The sequence below is a fragment of the Kiloniellales bacterium genome (genome assembly GCA_030064845.1).
GTDB lineage: Bacteria > Pseudomonadota > Alphaproteobacteria > Kiloniellales > JAKSDN01 > JASJEC01.
The window spans coordinates 1-17,230 of record JASJEC010000087.1 but is presented as its reverse complement, the minus strand read 5'-3'; the positions used below and the strand labels follow the sequence as shown (position 1 = coordinate 17,230).

17 protein-coding genes and 1 pseudogene are annotated in these 17,230 nt (G+C 66.4%); 14 read left to right on the top strand and 4 right to left on the bottom strand.

What is annotated here, in order from left to right; translation table 11 throughout:
- Window positions 1-26 precede the first annotated feature (26 nt).
- The 3 genes from QNJ67_21135 to QNJ67_21125 all read right to left on the bottom strand — a co-directional run bounded on the left by QNJ67_21135 (window position 27) and on the right by QNJ67_21125 (window position 4,388).
- The gene (locus QNJ67_21135) at window positions 27-1,229 is read right to left on the bottom strand and encodes a benzoate/H(+) symporter BenE family transporter (GenBank protein MDJ0611491.1); all 1,203 of its coding nucleotides are present in this window, start codon (window positions 1,227-1,229) and stop codon (window positions 27-29) included.
- Window positions 1,230-1,393: 164 nt separating this feature from the next.
- Window positions 1,394-3,061 carry a tail fiber domain-containing protein gene (locus QNJ67_21130; protein MDJ0611490.1) on the bottom strand — a complete coding sequence of 556 codons (1,668 nt, stop codon included), beginning with the start codon at window positions 3,059-3,061 and terminating at the stop codon, window positions 1,394-1,396.
- Between the two features lie 217 nt (window positions 3,062-3,278).
- Window positions 3,279-4,388: an S-(hydroxymethyl)glutathione dehydrogenase/class III alcohol dehydrogenase gene (locus QNJ67_21125; GenBank protein MDJ0611489.1), complete on the bottom strand. Its 1,110-nt coding sequence runs from the start codon at window positions 4,386-4,388 to the stop codon at window positions 3,279-3,281.
- A gap of 177 nt (window positions 4,389-4,565) precedes the next feature.
- Here QNJ67_21125 and QNJ67_21120 point away from each other — a divergent pair, with 177 nt between their 5' ends.
- Window positions 4,566-5,057: a hypothetical protein gene (locus tag QNJ67_21120; GenBank protein ID MDJ0611488.1), complete on the top strand. Its 492-nt coding sequence runs from the start codon at window positions 4,566-4,568 to the stop codon at window positions 5,055-5,057.
- A gap of 14 nt (window positions 5,058-5,071) precedes the next feature.
- On the opposite strand, the gene QNJ67_21115 is transcribed toward QNJ67_21120, so the two are convergent.
- Window positions 5,072-5,593, bottom strand: a complete 522-nt coding sequence (locus tag QNJ67_21115; protein MDJ0611487.1) for a hypothetical protein — start codon at window positions 5,591-5,593, stop codon at window positions 5,072-5,074.
- Between the two features lie 763 nt (window positions 5,594-6,356).
- Between QNJ67_21115 and QNJ67_21110 the strand changes: the two genes are divergently transcribed.
- The 13 genes and pseudogenes from QNJ67_21110 to QNJ67_21050 all read left to right on the top strand — a co-directional run bounded on the left by QNJ67_21110 (window position 6,357) and on the right by QNJ67_21050 (window position 17,227).
- The gene (locus QNJ67_21110; protein ID MDJ0611486.1) at window positions 6,357-7,253 is read left to right on the top strand and encodes a hypothetical protein; all 897 of its coding nucleotides are present in this window, start codon (window positions 6,357-6,359) and stop codon (window positions 7,251-7,253) included.
- 199 nt (window positions 7,254-7,452) lie between these two features.
- Window positions 7,453-8,247: pseudogene (locus QNJ67_21105) on the top strand (peptidoglycan-binding domain-containing protein).
- Between the two features lie 462 nt (window positions 8,248-8,709).
- Entirely contained in the window at window positions 8,710-9,144 is a 435-nt protein-coding gene (locus QNJ67_21100; GenBank protein MDJ0611485.1) for a hypothetical protein, read from the top strand.
- Complete coding sequence (locus QNJ67_21095) at window positions 9,144-9,842, top strand: lytic transglycosylase domain-containing protein (protein ID MDJ0611484.1); 699 nt, start codon at window positions 9,144-9,146, stop codon at window positions 9,840-9,842. The genes QNJ67_21100 and QNJ67_21095 overlap by 1 nt, the downstream gene beginning before the upstream one ends.
- Before the next feature lie 15 nt (window positions 9,843-9,857).
- Window positions 9,858-10,391: a lytic transglycosylase domain-containing protein gene (locus tag QNJ67_21090; GenBank protein MDJ0611483.1), complete on the top strand. Its 534-nt coding sequence runs from the start codon at window positions 9,858-9,860 to the stop codon at window positions 10,389-10,391.
- 1 nt (window position 10,392) lies between these two features.
- Window positions 10,393-12,054 (top strand): hypothetical protein, encoded by a 1,662-nt coding sequence (locus tag QNJ67_21085; protein MDJ0611482.1) that lies wholly within the window; start codon window positions 10,393-10,395, stop codon window positions 12,052-12,054.
- Window positions 12,051-12,608: a hypothetical protein gene (locus tag QNJ67_21080; GenBank protein MDJ0611481.1), complete on the top strand. Its 558-nt coding sequence runs from the start codon at window positions 12,051-12,053 to the stop codon at window positions 12,606-12,608. The genes QNJ67_21085 and QNJ67_21080 overlap by 4 nt, the downstream gene beginning before the upstream one ends.
- Window positions 12,605-13,897 (top strand): hypothetical protein, encoded by a 1,293-nt coding sequence (locus tag QNJ67_21075; GenBank protein MDJ0611480.1) that lies wholly within the window; start codon window positions 12,605-12,607, stop codon window positions 13,895-13,897. The genes QNJ67_21080 and QNJ67_21075 overlap by 4 nt, the downstream gene beginning before the upstream one ends.
- 230 nt (window positions 13,898-14,127) lie before the next feature.
- Window positions 14,128-14,706: a hypothetical protein gene (locus tag QNJ67_21070; protein ID MDJ0611479.1), complete on the top strand. Its 579-nt coding sequence runs from the start codon at window positions 14,128-14,130 to the stop codon at window positions 14,704-14,706.
- Window positions 14,707-14,733: 27 nt separating this feature from the next.
- Window positions 14,734-15,648: a hypothetical protein gene (locus QNJ67_21065; GenBank protein ID MDJ0611478.1), complete on the top strand. Its 915-nt coding sequence runs from the start codon at window positions 14,734-14,736 to the stop codon at window positions 15,646-15,648.
- 31 nt (window positions 15,649-15,679) lie between these two features.
- Window positions 15,680-16,069, top strand: coding sequence for a hypothetical protein (locus tag QNJ67_21060; protein MDJ0611477.1), 390 nt, complete (start codon window positions 15,680-15,682; stop codon window positions 16,067-16,069).
- Window position 16,070: 1 nt separating this feature from the next.
- On the top strand, window positions 16,071-16,613 hold the full coding sequence (locus QNJ67_21055) for a hypothetical protein (GenBank protein ID MDJ0611476.1): 543 nt from the start codon (window positions 16,071-16,073) through the stop codon (window positions 16,611-16,613).
- On the top strand, window positions 16,610-17,227 hold the full coding sequence (locus tag QNJ67_21050) for a hypothetical protein (GenBank protein ID MDJ0611475.1): 618 nt from the start codon (window positions 16,610-16,612) through the stop codon (window positions 17,225-17,227). Before QNJ67_21055 ends, QNJ67_21050 begins: the two co-directional genes overlap by 4 nt.
- Window positions 17,228-17,230 lie beyond the last annotated feature (3 nt).

The window sequence follows — 17,230 nt, the reverse complement described above, 5'->3', positions numbered from 1 at the left end:
GGCGGGCAACCTGCCCCGGTACCGTCTTAGGGCGCTTCGTCGCGGCGCTTGAACTCGCCCCGCTCCAGCATCAAAGCGGCCGCGAAGCCGAAGACGAGACCCCAGAAAGGTGCGCCGATGTTGAAGATGGAGATGCCGGATACGGTGACCAGGAAGGTGATGAGAGCACTGAGCGAGAAGCGGCCCTGGAACGCGGTCGTGAAGGCGGCCTGAAGCACTCGCAACATGGCGAGGCCGGCCAGGGTGGCGATGAAGGCCCCCGGGGTGGCCAGCATCAGGCCGGTGAACAGCGGCGAAAGGAGACCGAGCAGCAGGGCCAGCAGTCCCAGGACGAGCCCTCCGATGTAATGGCGTTCCTTCTCACCCGTGGCGGTCAGAATGGCGTTGGAAGGGCCGGTCAGGCAGGTCGGCGCCGCGCCGACCACGGCCGAGGCGACTGCCCCGAGGCCGCACGCGCTGGCGATCGCGTTCATCGGCGGCTTGTGTCCGGCCGCGCTCAGCACGGCGAAGCCCTGGCCGTTCTGAACCACCAGCACGGTGATCGCCAGCGGCACGACCAGCTCGATCATGGCCTGCCAGGAAAAGGCGGGCCGGTGAAGCGTGGGCTGGGCGAAGGACCACAGCGTATCCGCCCCGGGGGCGAGACCACCGGAAAGCGCTACCGCGCCGATCCCGGCCAGCAGCGCGCCGATCAAGGGCGGCAGCCGGCGCCCAAGCGCCGGCAGCGCCGAGAGCAGCAGGAACAGGCCAGTCATCGGTGCTGCGATCCAGAAGCCGTCCCGGAAGGCCAAGACCAGATCGAGACCGAACTGCAGGAAGACGCCCGCGACCATGGCCATGACGATGGGCATGGGCACCGCTTCCATGGTGCGCCGAACCCAGCCGCTCAGGCCGAGGACGATCATCAAGAGGCCTGTGGCGTAGAACGCGCCGATCACCTCGGCGAAGCTCAGATGATCCAGGGCCGGACCGACCAGCACGGTCCCGGGGATGGTCCAGAAGAAGGCCAGAGGCTGCCGGTAGAGCAGGCAGAAGGCGAGGGTGATCAGGCCGTTGAAGAAGAAGCAGCCGAAGATCCAGGAGGCCAGGTCGGCCTCGCTCAAGCCGCCGGCAGAACCCACGGCGAGCACGATGGCGACCGGCCCCGAGGCCGAAAAGACCAGCGCGATGAATCCGTTGACCGCGTAGACCGCGCCGAAATCACGCCACAGCTGACGCAGTGTCGGCAAGGGAAGACGCGGGAACTCGAAGGGCATGGCCAGCGTGAGGGCGGTTCAGGGCGTCGACGATGGCCTGAGCCGCCACATGGCGCCGGCCGAAAGCGCATTATGACACAGGACGCGCCGAAGCGCGCCCCGCGAAGTCGCGTCCAACCCCCGAGCCAACCGAAGGCTTAGGGCGCCAGCTTGCGCTCCAGCGCCTCCAGCCGTGTCCGCAGGGCGCGGATCTCCGCGTCCTTATGCTGCCCCTCTTGCTGCAGTGCCTTGATCGCTGCGAGCGCCACGCCGACGGCGTCCATCGGGGAGATGTGGGTGTCGTCCTCTCCCAGCCCGAAGGCCGCGCGGAAGTCCTGGGCCATGGGCCCGGCATGGCGCGCCCCGGTCTCGTCGTCCTTGTAGGACCAGGCCGAAACCGGCAGGGCCGCCACCTGGGCCAGCACCTCGGCCTCGTCGAGCGGCGTGACGTCGTGTTTCGCCCCGGCGTCGGAGAGCTGCGTCAGGTTGCCGTCGATCACCAGATTGCCGCTGGGCCTCAAGTCGAAGACCGTGTCGCCCCCATTGATCACCTTCAGGCCGCCGCCTTCGGTGAAGCGCAGCTCGCGCGAGCCCTTCTTGGCGAAGAAGGAGTTGGCCGGCCCCATGCCGACGCGCCAGTTGACGCTGGTCGCCGTATTGGTCAGCTCGATCTGCGGATTGCCGTTGTTCTCGAGCCGCAGCAGCCGCCGGTTGGATGTGCTGGCCGAGTTCTCGTCGACCAGGAACTGGGCCGTGCCGTCGTCGCGCACCACCTCGGCGTCAAAGCCCGAGCAGGCATTGGTGCCGCTGCCCGCGAAGCTGCCGACGGCGCTGGACTCGTCGTCGGCGCAGGTGATGTCGCCGTCGATGGTGACCAGCGGGCTCGACACGTTCAGCGCCGAGTCCTGGCTGAGTTCGATGTTGCCGTCGATTTCCATCTGGCTCGGGTCGCCGCCGAAGACCGTGCTGCCGACATTCATGAAGGAATGCCGTCCGACCTCGATATCGCCCGTAATGACCGCTTCTCGGGTATCAAAGCTGGACGTCTGGGAAACTTCGACCGCCAAGCCGGAACCGGTAGCTGTAATCGCGTCGGTACCGTTGTTCAAAGAATTATCTTGGCGAAAGCTCGACTCTCCGAACACCGAGATTACCGGCGTGGAACCGGCGTTCGAGATCGTATTGCCGCCGCGCAGGAGAAGCGACGCATCGCGATAGACCGTGATTGCTCCGCCGGAAACAGGGTCGCTCGTATCGCCGGCCACTGTGCTGTTTTCCATGCGCAGGTAACTGTTCTCGCCGATGCAGAGCGGCGTGCAGCCTTGAGCGCCGTCGTCGATCAGCGCCGGCCCGAGGAAGACGTCGTTGAACGTCGCCCCGGAGTTCCTGGCGATGAAAGCGCCGAAATTCGTGCTGTCGACAAGCACGTCGAAGAGGAAAGCGAAGCCGCCGTCCACGATGTTCAAAGACTGGCCTTGAATTCGGAGGTTGGTCAAATAGGATTCCAGGGCATAGACGGTTACCCCGCCGACGATGACGTTTTGGGTCGTGTCGGGGTTTGTGCCTTGAAGAGTGATATTTCTCCGATAGAGGAACACCAACTCATTGCAGACGCCGGTGAACTGGATGAAGGAATTGCCAGCGTCGATGGCGTTCTGCAGAGCGTTTGGCCCGGCGGTGTTGCAGTCGATACCCTGGGCCTTTGCATAATTCGGTGAAACCACCAAGAACAAGAGCCCTACGGCTACCACAAATGTTAGTTTTCTAATCATGTTCTTCCCCCCTTGATTGAATGATTCTCCGCTACGTAAACGACAAAAAATCAAGGTTAACCTGCTTTAATGAGAATGGCTACCACGCTATGTCCGATTCGGCAGAGCCGGACAAAGCAAAGCCGCCGCGGCCGACGGTAGCGCGCGGCCCGGGACACTCCGGTGTCGGGATCTAGAGAGCGAACCGCCCGTCGTCGGCGGCCGAGATCGGCAGGACGATTTGCGGCGTGGCGTGGCTCAAGACCCGCGAGGCGCCTCAGCTCCTTCTTTTTCAGTAGACCACCACGCTGCGGATCGACTTGCCCTCGTGCATCAGGTCGAAGGCGGTGTTGATCTCTTCCAACGGCATGGTGTGGGTGATCAGGTCGTCGATGTTGATCTTGCCGTCCATGTACCAGTCGACGATCTGCGGCACGTCGGTGCGGCCGCGTGCGCCGCCGAAGGCGGTGCCCTTCCAGACCCGCCCGGTGACCAGCTGGAAGGGGCGCGTGGCGATCTCCTGTCCGGCGCCGGCGACCCCGATAATGACGGAAACGCCCCAGCCTTTGTGGGCGCACTCGAGCGCCTGACGCATGGTCTTGACGTTGCCGATGCACTCGAAGCTGTAGTCGGCCCCGCCGCCGGTAAGGTCGACCAGATGCGGCACCAGTTCTTCGCCGACCTCCTTCGGGTTGACGAAGTGGGTCATGCCGAACTTCTCGGCCAGCGACTTCTTGCTGTCGTTCAGGTCGACGCCGACGATCATGTTGGCGCCGATCATGCGTGCGCCCTGGATGACGTTGAGGCCGATGCCGCCGAGCCCAAAGACGACCACGTTGGCGCCCGGCTCGACCTTCGCGGTGTTGATCACCGCGCCTATGCCCGTGGTCACCCCGCAGCCGATGTAGCACACCTTGTCGAAGGGCGCGTCCTCGCGGATCTTGGCGAGGGCGATCTCGGGCGCGACCGTGTAGTTCGCGAAGGTCGACGTCCCCATGTAGTGAAGCACCTGCTTGCCGCCCAGCGAGAAACGGCTGGTGCCGTCGGGCATCAGGCCCTGGCCCTGGGTCGCGCGGATCGCCTGGCAAAGGTTGGTCTTGGGGTTCAGGCAGTATTCGCACTGCCGGCATTCCGGCGTGTAGAGCGGGATGACATGGTCGCCCGGCTTCAGGCTGGTGACGCCGGCCCCGACCTCGACCACCACGCCCGCGCCTTCGTGGCCGAGGATCGCCGGGAAGAGGCCTTCAGGATCCTCGCCGGTCAGCGTAAAGGCGTCGGTGTGGCAGATGCCGGTTGCCTTGATCTCGACCAGGACCTCGCCGGCCTGCGGTCCCTCGAGCTGCACGGTTTCGATGCTGAGCGGCTTGCCAGCCTCGAAAGCGACGGCGGCGCGAACGTCCATGTTTCCCCCCTGAGAATATGCGGTTTCTCAATGCGGCATCCTTCCAGCACCGAAGGAGGATGGCAAGCGCGGCGAGGCAAGAGAGCCTGTCCCAGCCCGCGCATTCCGTGTCACAATCGGGACCGGTCGGGACGCGCCCGGCGTGCCCGTCCAACTGCGTGACCATCGGAGATCACCATGCAAGCTCGCCTCCTGGCGGTTTCATTCTCGATCGTCGTTTTCTTGGCGGGGGGCTGCGCGCAAGACAGCCCGCCGCCGGATACGCCGGCGGAGCCAGCCGCTGTCGGGGGCGTGGAGGCACCAGCCTCGACCGAGGCCCAGATCTTCCGCGTCAGCTACACCGGCAGGGGAGGGCAGTCGCGGGACGAGTTGCGGCAGGCCGCCCTGGAAGCGGCGGCCGATCTCACCCGTTCCCAAGGCGAGACGCACTTCGCCGTCATCGAGGAAGGCACGGAAACCGTTTCGTCGTCGGGGCCGGTGTCGAGCGTTACGGGGCGTATGCCCATCGTGCGATCCAATCGGCGGGGCCGCAGCAGCCCGAGGGGCCCGTCGATGTCGCTCGAGCTCGGCCAGACCACCGTGCCGGCCTACTTCCTGCGGGTCACCCTCTTCTCCGGAGAGCCGCCGTCGGACGCGCGCGCGACCTTCGCCGCCGAGGATTTCCCCTAAGGTCTCTGGGCAGTCTAGAAGCGGAACAGGGTGAAGCGCGCCGACTCGTCGATGGTGTTCGCCCTCAGGCGGCGGTCCTTGTCGTCGTCGAAGCGCCGGAACGTCCGCTGGCGCGCCTGCCGGAACTCCCTGCGGTCGATCCGCCGGTCATCGTTCAGATCGCTCGGGTTGGCGTTCCAATCGGCCGCCTCGAACTCTGCGCGGGTGACCCGCGAGTCGCCGTCCGAGTCGGCGAATTCAACCGCCATAGGCGCTTCGCGGAGATCCAGGACCTCGTTGCCGTCCTGATCCAGGATGTCGAAGCCGTTTCGCAGCTCCTGCGCGTCCAGCTGGCCGTCCTGGCTCCGGTCGATCTGCGAGAACAGGGCGTCGCTGCGCCGATCCCACTCCTCCAGTGTCACCACGCCGTCCTGGTTCTCGTCGGCCATGGCCATGACCCGCGTCGGCTCGGCGCTGTCTGCCCGGCGTGCCTCATCGGCGGCGCAGCCGGCCAGGACCAGAAGGACCAGCGTGCAGGCGACGGCGGTACCCGGCAATGCCGGCTGGGCCGTTCCGTTTGGCCTGGAGGAGACCCGGATTTGACCGAATCGCCAGAGGCGACCCATCAAACCCGGTGAACCCGCTCTGGCTTTGTCGTGGTCGCAATCCATTGATCCAGCTCCGTCGAGAGCCTCGCCGAAAGGCGGCGAAGGTAGCTGTTTTTGTGAAGGGCGTCGAATCGCTGTTCGGCGAAACGCTATTGCTTTTCGACGCCCGGAGTCAGTCGGCCAGCGCCTTCGCACCGCAGCCGCCAGCTCGGCCAGTCGGAAGGGCTTCTTCAGCATGTTTCGAACGTCGTATGCCGGACTGCCCTGGAAGTTTCCGTGCTTGACGGTGCCCTTGGGTTCTTTTCTGACCGATTGGTGCGGAACCCCAACATGAACGTGTTAATCGAAGAAGCTTAGCCATTTGGTTGGTTGATCGCAAAGTAGTCGATCCAAAGAGAAACTCATGTGGAAAACAGGAGGCTTTGTTTCTCGTAAAACGGGCGAGGCCGCGTTGAGAAAAAGCGGCTTGGGCCCTCCATATCCCCACAAGTGAGAGTGTTTTGCTCGCTGGTCCCCCAAGAGCAGGACGACATTGCTACCGCCGCGGCTGGGCGTCCGCTTAGGGGGCCGGGGATGGTGCTGGAACCACTGCCGTAAAATGGTTTAAAATGCGGCAACTAAACCCGAAATTCGCGGGGCGGGCGCGGCGAAAGGGACGCAAGGTGGCCATGGATCTTTGGGTTCCAGCAAGCGGCGGCGGAAGGCCTTGACAATGCGCTACTTACAGTTGTTTGTTCTGGTCTCGCTCTGCCTTGGGCTGACGACGCACGGCCCCGCGGAGGCCGCCGGACCCAACGTCCTCCTGATCGCGGCCGATGACGAGCCGCGGGTCGGCCGGCTCTACACCGGCGTGGTCGACGAACTCAGCATTGCCTTGCAGGAAAGCGGTTTCGCGGTCTACGGCGAAGCGGCGACGGCCGGTGTGGTCGGCGGGCGCAGCGAGGCGCCCCGAAGCACCGCCGAGCTGGTCGAGATCGCCCGGTCGGTCATGAGGCCGCCGCTGGACCTCGCGGTCATTTTCGCGATCGACACGAAGACGGAGCGGCTGAAATACAGTACCAGGGTCGGCTCCCAGATCACGGCGCGCCTGCTCAACGTGATGACCGGGCAGCACCTGGGCAGTTTCCAAGTCGTCTCGCCCCGCTGGCAGCGGGTGCCCGTGAACTGCCGCGGCGACTGCCTTGACGAGGCCGTGGAGCGGGAGGCGCGCGCCCTGACCCGGGAGCTGGCGGACCAGCTGACCGCGCGACTGGTCGCCATGTTGGCGCCGCGCTCCGGGCCCGAGGGCTCGCCTGGCCAGTCCTATGCGACCATGCCCGAGGCTTACTCCCTGGTCTTCGAGGGCTTTTCCGCGGAGGAAGTCTTCGAGATCGAGGAATATCTCGTGGTCTTCTCGGGGTACCGGCACCACAGGCCGGTAAGCACGACGCAGCAGCGGCACGAATACTGGTACGAGACTGGGATCGCCCGGGGCCGGCTCAACCGAAACTTGAATAAAATGCTGGATTACTTGAATATGCCGGGACAAGTCGATCTGGCGGGAAACGTGTTTACGGTCAAGAAGGCTAGCGTGGCCGAACGCGAAGGGGATGGCTGGGACGATTGGTAGGAGACCGCGCGTCGGCGCGCGGGCGACTGGGAGAAGGGGTATGACTTTGAGGCAAGTAAGCAACCGTGGCGCCGGCTATGCGCGCCGCCTCGGTCGGCGGCTTGGCGGCTTCGACGGCGCGAGGCGGTCCCGGACCAGGATCGGGTCCCCGAGCCGCGCCTTGCCTGCCCTCGCGGTACTCTGCGCCACCGGCCTGGCCATGCTTCTGTCGAGCGCCGGGGCAGAGGCGCGCGACCGGCTGCGCGAGTTCGATCCCTTCGACATCCTGGCCTGGGAAATCCTCGCCGGCATCGAAGCCTCGGGTGAATCCGCCTCGGGCGGGGCGGCCGGGGAGAGCGACCAGCTGCGTATCGCCATCCGGCCCTTCTCGATCGGACAGGGCACGCTGCCGGCCAGCGTCGCCAACGAATACAACGACAAATTGCTGGTCTCCCTCTTGAGCCAAGGCGGCCTGCGCCACCGGTTTATTGCCCGCGAGGCGCTCGGCGCGATCATTCGCGAGATCGACGAGTCGAGCTCGCGCAAGTCCGAATTGGAGAACCTGCTGGCGGCCCTGGTCGAGAGCGCGCGGGCCGACGTGCTGATCGTCGGCAAGCTGCGTCGCACCTCGGACGCCTCGGCCGTGCTCGCCTACGAAGCCGTCAGGGTGCAGGACGGCACCATTCTGGCGGCGACGTCGCACCAGCGTCTGGAACTGGATCCGGCAGAGGTCGATCTCGCCGCCAAGAGCGAAGCCCTGGAGAAGCGGGACGCGGCCCTGCGGATCGATCCGGACGAAGGCCCCGACCTGGCTTACGGGACGCCGAGGCAAGAGGTGGCGCCGCTGTTCGAGGAACCGCGGCTCGTCGACCCGGATCCAAAGGTCGCCTCGATCCAGGCCGGCCTGCTCAAGCTGGGCTACGACCCAGGACCGGTCGACGGCATCTTCGGGTCCCGCACCAAGGCGGCTATCCGGGAGTATCAGCTCGACAACGGACTCAACGTCACGGGCCGGCCCTCGGCGGCCCTGACCATGAGCCTGCGCCGCAAGATCGCCTTCGACAAGGCCAACGCCGGGATGCCGAAGCCCTCCAGCCGCGCCCTGGTCGGAGACGGCTGGAAATCCCGGGTGTACCGCTCGGACGGGACCTACTGCCGGGAGTTCCAGCAGAATCTGCGGATCGGCGGGAAGGAAGAGTCCGGCTACGGCAAGGCCTGCCTGCAGTCCGACGGGACCTGGAAGATCGTCAAGTAGGTCCCCTCAGCCACGCCGCCGGCCGGATCACCGGTCTCGCGCGCCGCTCTCCTGTTCCCAGGTTAACGATCTCGCCTCGCTGCGTGCCCCGTGGCCCAGCGCCGCACTTTCTCCGACAATTCCGCCTGTTACAGCTCGATTGCGGCCGGAAAATCCGCCTTGAGCCTTCCATAACTGCGGGTAAGCCGCAGCGCGCGGCGTTCCAGCACGACGAGGCGGACCATGTACGACGGCAGTCAGGGCAACGCGATGACCGAAATCGCCCTCGCGTTGGCAATGGGCTTCTTCAGCCTTCTGGTGTTGGCGCTGGTATCCATGGGGGCCGGGCGCGAAGCGGATAGCGCCACGACGGCCGCCGTGCTGGCGCCGCCCGTATCGGAGGCGGCCGAGCAGGGGGCGACCGACGTTGACCCACGGGACGTGATCCTAGTCTACCACAACGGCGGTTTCCTCGACTCCAAACTGCAGGCCGTCGATCCTGGCGCGCTCGATCAGGCGCGCCGGGTCGTCCTCGCGTTCGCTCCCGACGTGCCGCTCGCGGAGGCCATGAGCGCCCGCTCGCGGGTGAAGTCGGAGCGCCTCGTGGTCTCGACCCTGGACGAGGCCTGGCTTGCAGCCCTGGCGCGCTATGACGCGACGGGCGGAGCGAGGCCCTGATGCGCCGTTCGTTGCGCCATTCGCTGGGGGCCGGCCTCGCGGTCGTCTGCGCGGCCCTCGCCGTTCCGTCGGCGGAAGCCGCGACCCGGGCCCAGGTGAAGCGCATCGTGGTCGAGGAGTCTCTGCGCGCCGGGTTCCCGCCGTCTCTCGCCATGGCGGTCGCCAAGGCGGAGTCGAATTTCACGGCCATGGCCAAGAGTTCCGCCGGTGCCCGCGGCGTGATGCAGATCATGCCGAGGACGGCGAAGGACATCTACGGCGTGCGCGCGGACGAGCTGTGGGACGCGCGGCTGAACGTTCAACTCGGGATCGATTTCCTGGCCAGCCTGATCCGGCGCTACAAGGGGCGCTGGGACATCGCCCTGTCGCACTACAACGGTGGGTCCGCGGTGGGCCACCCGGACAACCCGCGGGTCATTCCCGCCACCCGCGGCTACGTCAACAAGGTGCTGCGCCTGCAGCGCCAATACCGGGCGCAAGCCAAGTCCTGGGTCGGCGAACTGAGGAGCCGGAAGAGCGCGATCGCCATGATCCGCGCGCCCTACTCGGCGAACTCGGAGCGGCGGTCTCCGGACCGCTCGCGCCTGGAGACATCCATCAACGACGACGACTTCGCGGGTAGCATCGAGGCGCGCCGGCGCCAAGCGAGGCGCCATTTGGATGACTTTGCGCCGATGTTGCTCGGGTCGGGCGGATAGGGAGCACTTGAGGGCATGACGGACGGAGAGGATCTGGGCAGACGGGCCTTTTTCGGCTTCGCGGGCGCCTTGCTGTTTCTGGGCGGCTGCAGTAACGGCGCACTGGCCGGGAGGAGCAGGAAGCGGCACTATCCGCGGTCGAAGATCAAGGCATTGGTCGCCACGGAAGCCATGGACATGGGGATGTCGGTTCCGCTCGCACTGGCGGTCGCGCACGCCGAATCCTATTTCGACCCGCTGGCGGAAAGCTCGGCCGGGGCGCGGGGCGTAATGCAGATCATGCCCGCAACCGCCGTGGGCGAGTACGGGATAGATCCGGACATGCTCTGGGACCCGCGGATCAACGTTCGGCTCGGGCTCCACTTCCTCGGCCGGCTGATCCGGCGCTACCGGGGACGGGTGGATTTCGCGCTTTCGTACTATAATGGCGGCTCGGCGGTCGGCGTCTGGCCCAACGCCAGGATCATCCCGGCGACTCGAAAGTACGTCGCCCGGGTCCAGCGGCTCGAGAAGAAGTACCGGCGGCAACTGGCCGGAGGGTTGGCTTGAGGTGAAACGAGCTGTGGTCGAACAGTTGGATCTGGTGGCGGGCGGCAGCCCGGAACTGTCGGCTACGCTGCAGACCGTGGCGGATACCGAGGCCTTCGGCACGCCCAAGTTCTCGGAGCGCGTCAGCCGCAAGCTGGCGCAGACCGTGGTCTGCCGCGCCTATGCGCCGGCGATGCACGAGCTCTGCCATCTGATCACGGTCGCGGAGGCCTGCGCCAAGAGCCCGAGGCGCTACGAGGCCTTCTTCTGGGACAGCGGTCCGGCCAGCACCGCCGGCTTTCGCGCCTACATCGACCGGGAGCTCTTCGGCCAGGCCGAGGCCGCGCCCCGGGTCTCCGCCGATCGCGTCAAGGTCGAGATCGCCTATGCCGATGGCGGCTTCGCGATCACCTATGCGCGCATGCCCTTCCTGTCGGCCATGGTCGAGTTCCTGATGACCGCCCTCGGCTACGGCGCGCTGGACGAGGTCTGGCAGGAGATGCTGTCCCGCGGACCGACGGCGGCGGCCGTGTCCGACGCGGCCAACGCTCTCTCGAGACAGGTCTACGACTATCTCAAGGACCACCTCGTCTCGACCCAGTATCACCGGAAGTTCTCCGTTCTGGTGGCCTATCTGGCCCAGCTCGGGGAAGGGGACTTCGGACCCGCGACGGTCGACGACCCGGCGGTGCTCGACTTCTGGCTCTCCCGCTCCGACGACGGCGTTTCGGACGGCCTGGACTTCCGGACCTTCGCCTCGGTGTTCCTGGCCTTCGTCAGGCTCCGGCAGGTCCTGGAAGAGGCCCGGGACTTCCAGGCGCTGGAGAGCGCCAAGCCGATCGGCCCCGACCGCGAGGCCGGTGAGGTCGATCCCGGGAGCGTCAGCGCCTTGGTCGAAGCGATCGACGAGGCGGAGAGCCCGCTGGTCGCGCTGCAGAGCGCGCCGGCCGCCTCGGTGAAGTTCCTGAACAAGACGGAAATCGCCGACCTGGAGAAGCTGGTCGGCTGCGGCAAGTCCAGCCTGGCCCTGCCGCTGTCGTTGCTGCGCTGCGAGATCTTCGGGGCGGCCCAGGCGCGCCTCTCCCAGGCCCAGAGGCGCAAGGCGACATCGGAAGAGCTCCGCGATCTGATCGCGACCTGCGAACCCCACGACTACGGGGATCACCGGAACCGCCTGGACCGCCTGGAGCGGCACCTCGAGCGCGTGCTCCTGGCGAGCCTCGATGTGCTCGCCGTGGCGCGGCGGCCGGAAGCGGTCAGCCTGATCCGTGCGCTTCGGCAGGATATCGACCTCAGCCCGCTCGGACAGATCCTGATCGGCCGAGACGAGGACGACAAGGTCGTCCGCCTCGACGGCGAGGGCTATCGGGACCGTCTGATCGCCGCCCTGTCGGACCCGCAGATCGTCGGACCGGAGCTGGCAGCCCTCATGACCGAGGCGAGGAAGGCCTTCAAGGGCTTGTCCCGCCAGGGCTTCGGCCAAGAGGAGACTTCGCGGCCCGAGGCCGGCGAGGCCTTCGCCACCGGCGTGGAGTCCCTGATCGAGATCAGACGGCGCCTGACCGCCTTTCGCCAGAAGCTGCAGCAAATGAGCCTGCCCAAGGGTGACTGGGCCGGTCAGTTCGCGGCGGATTCTGACGTCTTTCGCAAGCAGTTTATCCTGTTGTATGGAGTTGCGGCATGACCGGCACTTGGAAAACCTTGCCCCACGATCGCAGAATCCTGGCTGAGCGCGCCTTTGTCGCCGTGGGTACGCTGGACGATATTGCCGCGGCCGAACGCGCCCGTGCCCCAGGCCGGCGCAAGCTCGGCTTCGGCGACGTCTATGCCTACGTCAACCAGCCGGATTGCCCCTTGAGCCCCGAGCTCAAGGAGGCGCTCGCCGCCGATCCCCGATTGCGGGAGGCCCTGATGCGGCTCTTGTCCAAGACCGCGGGGTACCGCGCCCCGCGCTCGGCCGCCGCCAGCACGCAGCTCCTCGAGAGCCGCCACGGCGAGGGCTTCACGATCCGGCTACGGCCCTCTCGGGCTGAGCCAGAGCAGGTCTACGTCGTCATCGAGCTGCTGAGCAAAGCCGCCGAGCCGCCCAAGACGCTGTTCATCACCGACGAGCAGGACGGGCTGCTGAAGCAGGCGCTGCCCGAAGCGCGCGGCGGCACGGTGCAGCTGCTGGCGGAGACGGCTTCCGATCTGATCCAGGCCCTGCGCAATCCACGAAGTGAAGTGTTTCTGCGTTGACGGCGGTCCGGGTCTACATTGCGACGACCGAAGGTCCCGCCGAGGTCCAGCGGATCACCGAGGAAGAGCCCAATGTAGGATCCGTGATCTGTCTCGACGGCAAGGCGCTGGCCTTGCCGATCAGCCCGGACTACGAGGCCTTCGTGCGCATGCCGACCGGCATCCTGGAGAAGGCCTACGGGCACCCGGCCTATCGTATGGACGTCTCGGCGACGATCTCCGAGGGCATGAGCTGGCAGCTCGGCGCCCTGGTCGCCCACGCGCTCCTGGCGGCCGGCCGTCTCGCCACGAAGGGCCAGGCCGCGAGCCAGGCGGTCTGGCTCAGCGGCGAGGTCGACCGTGACCTCCAGGTTCTCCCGGTCCAGTACGTCCGCGAGAAGCTGCGCCGTTCGCAGCGGCTGTTCGACGACCTGAGGGCCGCGGAGATTCCCCTCGTCCTGGGCATTCCGAAGCCCAATCATGACGAGCTGGATGCCGGCTGGCTGAAGGAGCTCGGGCTCGCCCCCGATCAATGCCGCGTGATCCCTATGAGCTCGGCCGACCAGATCCTCGACGTTCTGGGGCTGCCGGCCCCCTTCGCCCGTGGGCCGCAGGCGGCCTCCGCCCGCGCGGCGGCTCCGGGGGGCGACGCGAGACACGTCATGGGCGCGCTCTTCGCGTTGCTTCTGCTCGGCGGCCTCGCGGGCAGCTTCGGCTGGTGGCGCTACCACATAGATCCGCCGGCGCGCGATCCGCCGGCGCCGTCGCCCGGAGGGCAGCCCGCCCCAAGCGAGGCTCCCGGCCGGATCGGCATCACCGCCCTGGAAGCGCGGGCCCCCGACGACGGGTCCTGCGCCGCGGTCAATTTCGGCACCGCCGAGGCCGCGACGACCGAGGTCGCCCTGTCCGACGCCATGGCGGTGGCCACGGCGGCGAGCGCCGAGCTCTGCAGCCTGCGCTATCGGGTGAAGAACCGGGGCGACCGTGCCGAGGTCTGGATCGTCGGCGCAAGGGCGGCCAAGGACGCACCGTCGCTCAAGCCCAAGGTCTTCGCCCAGGGGCGGATTTTAAACCCTGACGAGAGTGTTCTTTTAGAAATTCGCGTTCCGCGCAGCCTGCAGGAGAGCCTGCTGCACCGCCTGGCGGTGATCGTGGTGCCCGACGGGGACGGGACCCGGAGGCGGCGCCTGAAGGACTTCATCGCCGCCCTGGACAGGCCGGTAGACGAGGCGACCTGGGACCGCGGCCTGTCCGGCCTGCAAACCGCCGGCCTGCCGGTCACGCGGATGACCCACGAACTCCAGCCCTAGAGCAGATCGGGGTTTGACGGAATCGCCAGAGGCGAACCGAAAAACCCGGTGAATCTGCTCTAACCAATTGATATCGAGCGGATTCACATGTTTTGCCGGAACCGCGAAGCGTTTCCGGCAAAACATGATCCGCTCTAGAAAAAATTGTTCGGCCGCTAAACGGCCGGGCGCGAAAAAATCGCTCACTCCCTCTCATAGCCCTGGCAGGGCCTCAACAAGGGAAACGAGCGATGATCATTTCCTGTTCGAAAGCAATCTCCGGCAAGAAGCGGACTGCCACTATCGCGCTGATTTTTGCCGCTCTGGCGATCACCGGTTGCGCCACCGAAGAAGAGCTGCCCGATTTCGGCAGTATCGATTTCCGCGAAACCCGCTACCAGGACGTCGCGACCCTGAACGGCTTCCGCGACTGCCGGGACCAGGCGGTCGCCCTCGACGGCCTGGCGCGAGCGAGCAGCGATGTCGGGCGCTACCTCTCGAGCGCCGAGCTGCTCGAGCGCTGCGAACGCGATCTCGGCCCGGACGCCGAAATGGTGCCCGACGACGAGCGCATGCGCGCCCAAGGGCTCAGCATCCAGAACTACATCAAGGGCGGGGACACCGACTCGGCGCGGCGCCAGCTCGCCAGCTTCAAGCAGAACTTCCCGGACAAGGACCTCTACTACGCGGACGGCGCTTCCTTCCGCACCACCATGGAGGTTCTGCTGGGTCAGCACGAGTCCCGCGACTTCGGCCCCTATTCCATGCTGAACGTGAGCACCGTCCTGAAGGACGAGATGCGCCGGATCGAATACTGGAAGCACAACTGACCCGATGGCGAGGAGATAAGGACGGCCATGATGACCAAGACGCTCAGAGAGCGCGAGAACCGCAGCGACAGGGTCGGCCTTCCTGTTGCCGCGGGCCTTCTCGCCTTAACCCTTCTCGCCGCCCCCGCGCCGGCCTCGGCGGGGACGGATCCACTGCAAAGCGGCTGGAACCCGGTGGCCAGCGAGAAGCTGATCAAGCTGCCCGGGAACTATCTCAAGAAGGCGATCGAGAACGACTTCTCCAATTCGGGCCTCGCCGCGGCATTGCAGGACACCGAGATCGCGATGAACCTCAAGGCGCAGACCTTGACCGACCTGCAAGGTGCGATCGACAAGGCCAGCGGCGACGTGAGGGTCGACCTCCGTCACCAGTTCCTGGCCGAGAAGCGCGCGTACCTCGAGCTGGTCGCACAGCATCAAGAGTTCCGGCGTGACCAGCTGGAGACCAAGATGCGTCTCTACGACCGGCTGCTCGGCAAGCTGAGGCGGGAGAAAGGCACCATGTCGCCCGAGCGGCGGGCCCTGGTCGACAAGCAGGAGGAGGCGCGGCGGCGCTTCGAGACCTCGGTCGCCAAGGTCGACATGAAGCTGTTCAGCACGCCGATGATCGGCCAGAGCAAGTATGCCGCCGAGTACTCGAAGAACGTCATGGCGATTGAACGCCTGGTCCAGGCGATCCAGTCGCATCCGATGAGCGACCAGAACAAGATCGATGGGCGCGCCGTGACCAAGCAGGAATTCCTGCGTCAGATGGTCGCGGAAACCCAGGCCGATCTCGCCCTGGTTGATCAGGAGGAGACCATTCTCGGCTACATGGCCAAGCTGATCGCGCTCGACGCCATGGCGCTCACCGAGGCCGTCGCCACGGGAGACGATAGCTTCCTGGAGCCGGAAGAGCCCAGCGGCCTCGCCGCAGCGATCAACTACTTCATTCCCGAGTAAGCATTCGATACCGCAAGAAGGAGAGCCAGTCATGCAACCCCGCACCGCTCTGCTTGCCGCAATGTTCGCCGCGAGCACTCTGCTCCCGGCCGCGGCCCGCGCCGACACCGTCGAGAACCTGGAACGGGAACGGGCCATTGCGATCGAGACCCTGCTGTCGCCCGACATGGGCCCGGGGGAACGCCAGATCAGCATGCAGCTTGCCCGCACGCGCCTGGTCGATCTCGAGCGCATGGTGCTCCGCGACGACAGCCTGCGCGGCCGCAACACCCCGACCATCCGCGCAGCTTTCGATAACTACGACCTGTCGTTCCTGGTGCACGCCTCGATCGAGAAGAACCGCACCGTGATTGACCATTGGCTCGAGCAGATCGGGATTACCACGAACTCGCTGATGAGCGCCGAGGTCGGGAGGCGCTGACATGCGGCAGCCCGCGGCGCTCTTCGTGGCGGCCTCCCAGGCCGTCAGCTACATGCTCGGCGGCTTGGTGATCGCCCTCGCTCTCGGCGTCATGACCACCTCGGTCAGCGCCGCCGAGATCACGGCCTGGGCTTGGGATGTGCTCGGCTTCGCCTTCGCGGCGCTGCTCGGCGGCCTGGTCTTCATCTCCTTGCTCTGCTGGGTCAAGATCAAGCATCTCCAGGCCAACCGTGACGACTATGAGCCCTGGCTGGTCGCCGGCATCCAGGCCTCGAACGGCGTCGCCACGCTGGCGCTTACCTATACGCTGCTGGGCATCAGCCTCGGAATCGGCGGCCTGGCCGGACAGCAGCTCACGCCCGAGACCATCCAGGGCGTGATCAAGAGCCTGACCGAAAACTTCAGCATGGCCTTCATGACCACGGTTGTCGGGCTGCCGACCTCGGCGCTGCTGCGCAGCCTGCTTCTCGTGACCGAGGCCAAAATCAGTGCCGCGAACCGCGCAGCAGGGGCGGCACAGCAGAAGACATGGAGTCCGACATGAAATTCCTGATCTTCAACTTCGCGGTCGTCGGCGCGCTGTTCTATCTCTTCACCGCCGAGAACGGATGGCTGAATCCCGCCGACGACCAGAGGCAAGAGGAATACCAGGAGCTGCGGCAGGAGCTGAAATCCCTGGCGCGCAAGGTATCGGAGGGCCTGGAGCGGGTCGCGGCCGAGCCTGAGCCCCAGCCCGCCGCGGCGCCGGCGCCGGTCCCGGAGGCCAAGGCGGTCAAGAAGCCCGTGCGGAAGCCGGCCGAGGTCGTGAAGGCGGCCCGGGCACCGGCGGAGCCCAAGCGGCAGGAAGCCCAGCCGGTGGCCGCGGCGGCTTCGCAAACGGCCAAGCCGGCGGGCGCCGGCGAGACGCGGACGAAGCCCGCGGAGTCCACGGCCGCCGCGTCCAACAACCTGCCCGCCGTCGCCGACCCGGCCGTCGCCGCGCGCCGCGCCGAAGTCTTGGAGGGTGTCGGCTTCGAGGACGTGCCGGCCGAGTCCCTGGCAGCCGCTGATCCGACAGCGCAGGCCGGACCGCCGATGAGCCCGGACGAGCGGCTCCGCAGCCTCTATTCCCTCGCGGAGGAGATGGAGCTGCTCTACGTGCGGAAGCTCGCCCGCTAAGGC

Bases quoted from the DNA above. Each gene is read 5' to 3' on its own strand.
- QNJ67_21100 (MDJ0611485.1), top strand. From the start codon at position 8,710: ATGTACGACGGCAGTCAGGGCAACGCGATGACCGAAATCGCCCTCGCG.
- QNJ67_21050 (MDJ0611475.1), top strand. From the start codon at position 16,610: ATGAAATTCCTGATCTTCAACTTCGCGGTCGTCGGCGCGCTGTTCTAT.
- QNJ67_21070 (MDJ0611479.1), top strand. From the start codon at position 14,128: ATGATCATTTCCTGTTCGAAAGCAATCTCCGGCAAGAAGCGGACTGCC.
- QNJ67_21120 (MDJ0611488.1), top strand. From the start codon at position 4,566: ATGCAAGCTCGCCTCCTGGCGGTTTCATTCTCGATCGTCGTTTTCTTG.
- QNJ67_21080 (MDJ0611481.1), top strand. From the start codon at position 12,051: ATGACCGGCACTTGGAAAACCTTGCCCCACGATCGCAGAATCCTGGCT.
- QNJ67_21095 (MDJ0611484.1), top strand. From the start codon at position 9,144: ATGCGCCGTTCGTTGCGCCATTCGCTGGGGGCCGGCCTCGCGGTCGTC.
- QNJ67_21090 (MDJ0611483.1), top strand. From the start codon at position 9,858: ATGACGGACGGAGAGGATCTGGGCAGACGGGCCTTTTTCGGCTTCGCG.
- QNJ67_21110 (MDJ0611486.1), top strand. From the start codon at position 6,357: ATGCGCTACTTACAGTTGTTTGTTCTGGTCTCGCTCTGCCTTGGGCTG.
- QNJ67_21055 (MDJ0611476.1), top strand. From the start codon at position 16,071: ATGCGGCAGCCCGCGGCGCTCTTCGTGGCGGCCTCCCAGGCCGTCAGC.
- QNJ67_21060 (MDJ0611477.1), top strand. From the start codon at position 15,680: ATGCAACCCCGCACCGCTCTGCTTGCCGCAATGTTCGCCGCGAGCACT.
- QNJ67_21065 (MDJ0611478.1), top strand. From the start codon at position 14,734: ATGATGACCAAGACGCTCAGAGAGCGCGAGAACCGCAGCGACAGGGTC.
- QNJ67_21125 (MDJ0611489.1), bottom strand. From the start codon at position 4,388: ATGGACGTTCGCGCCGCCGTCGCTTTCGAGGCTGGCAAGCCGCTCAGC.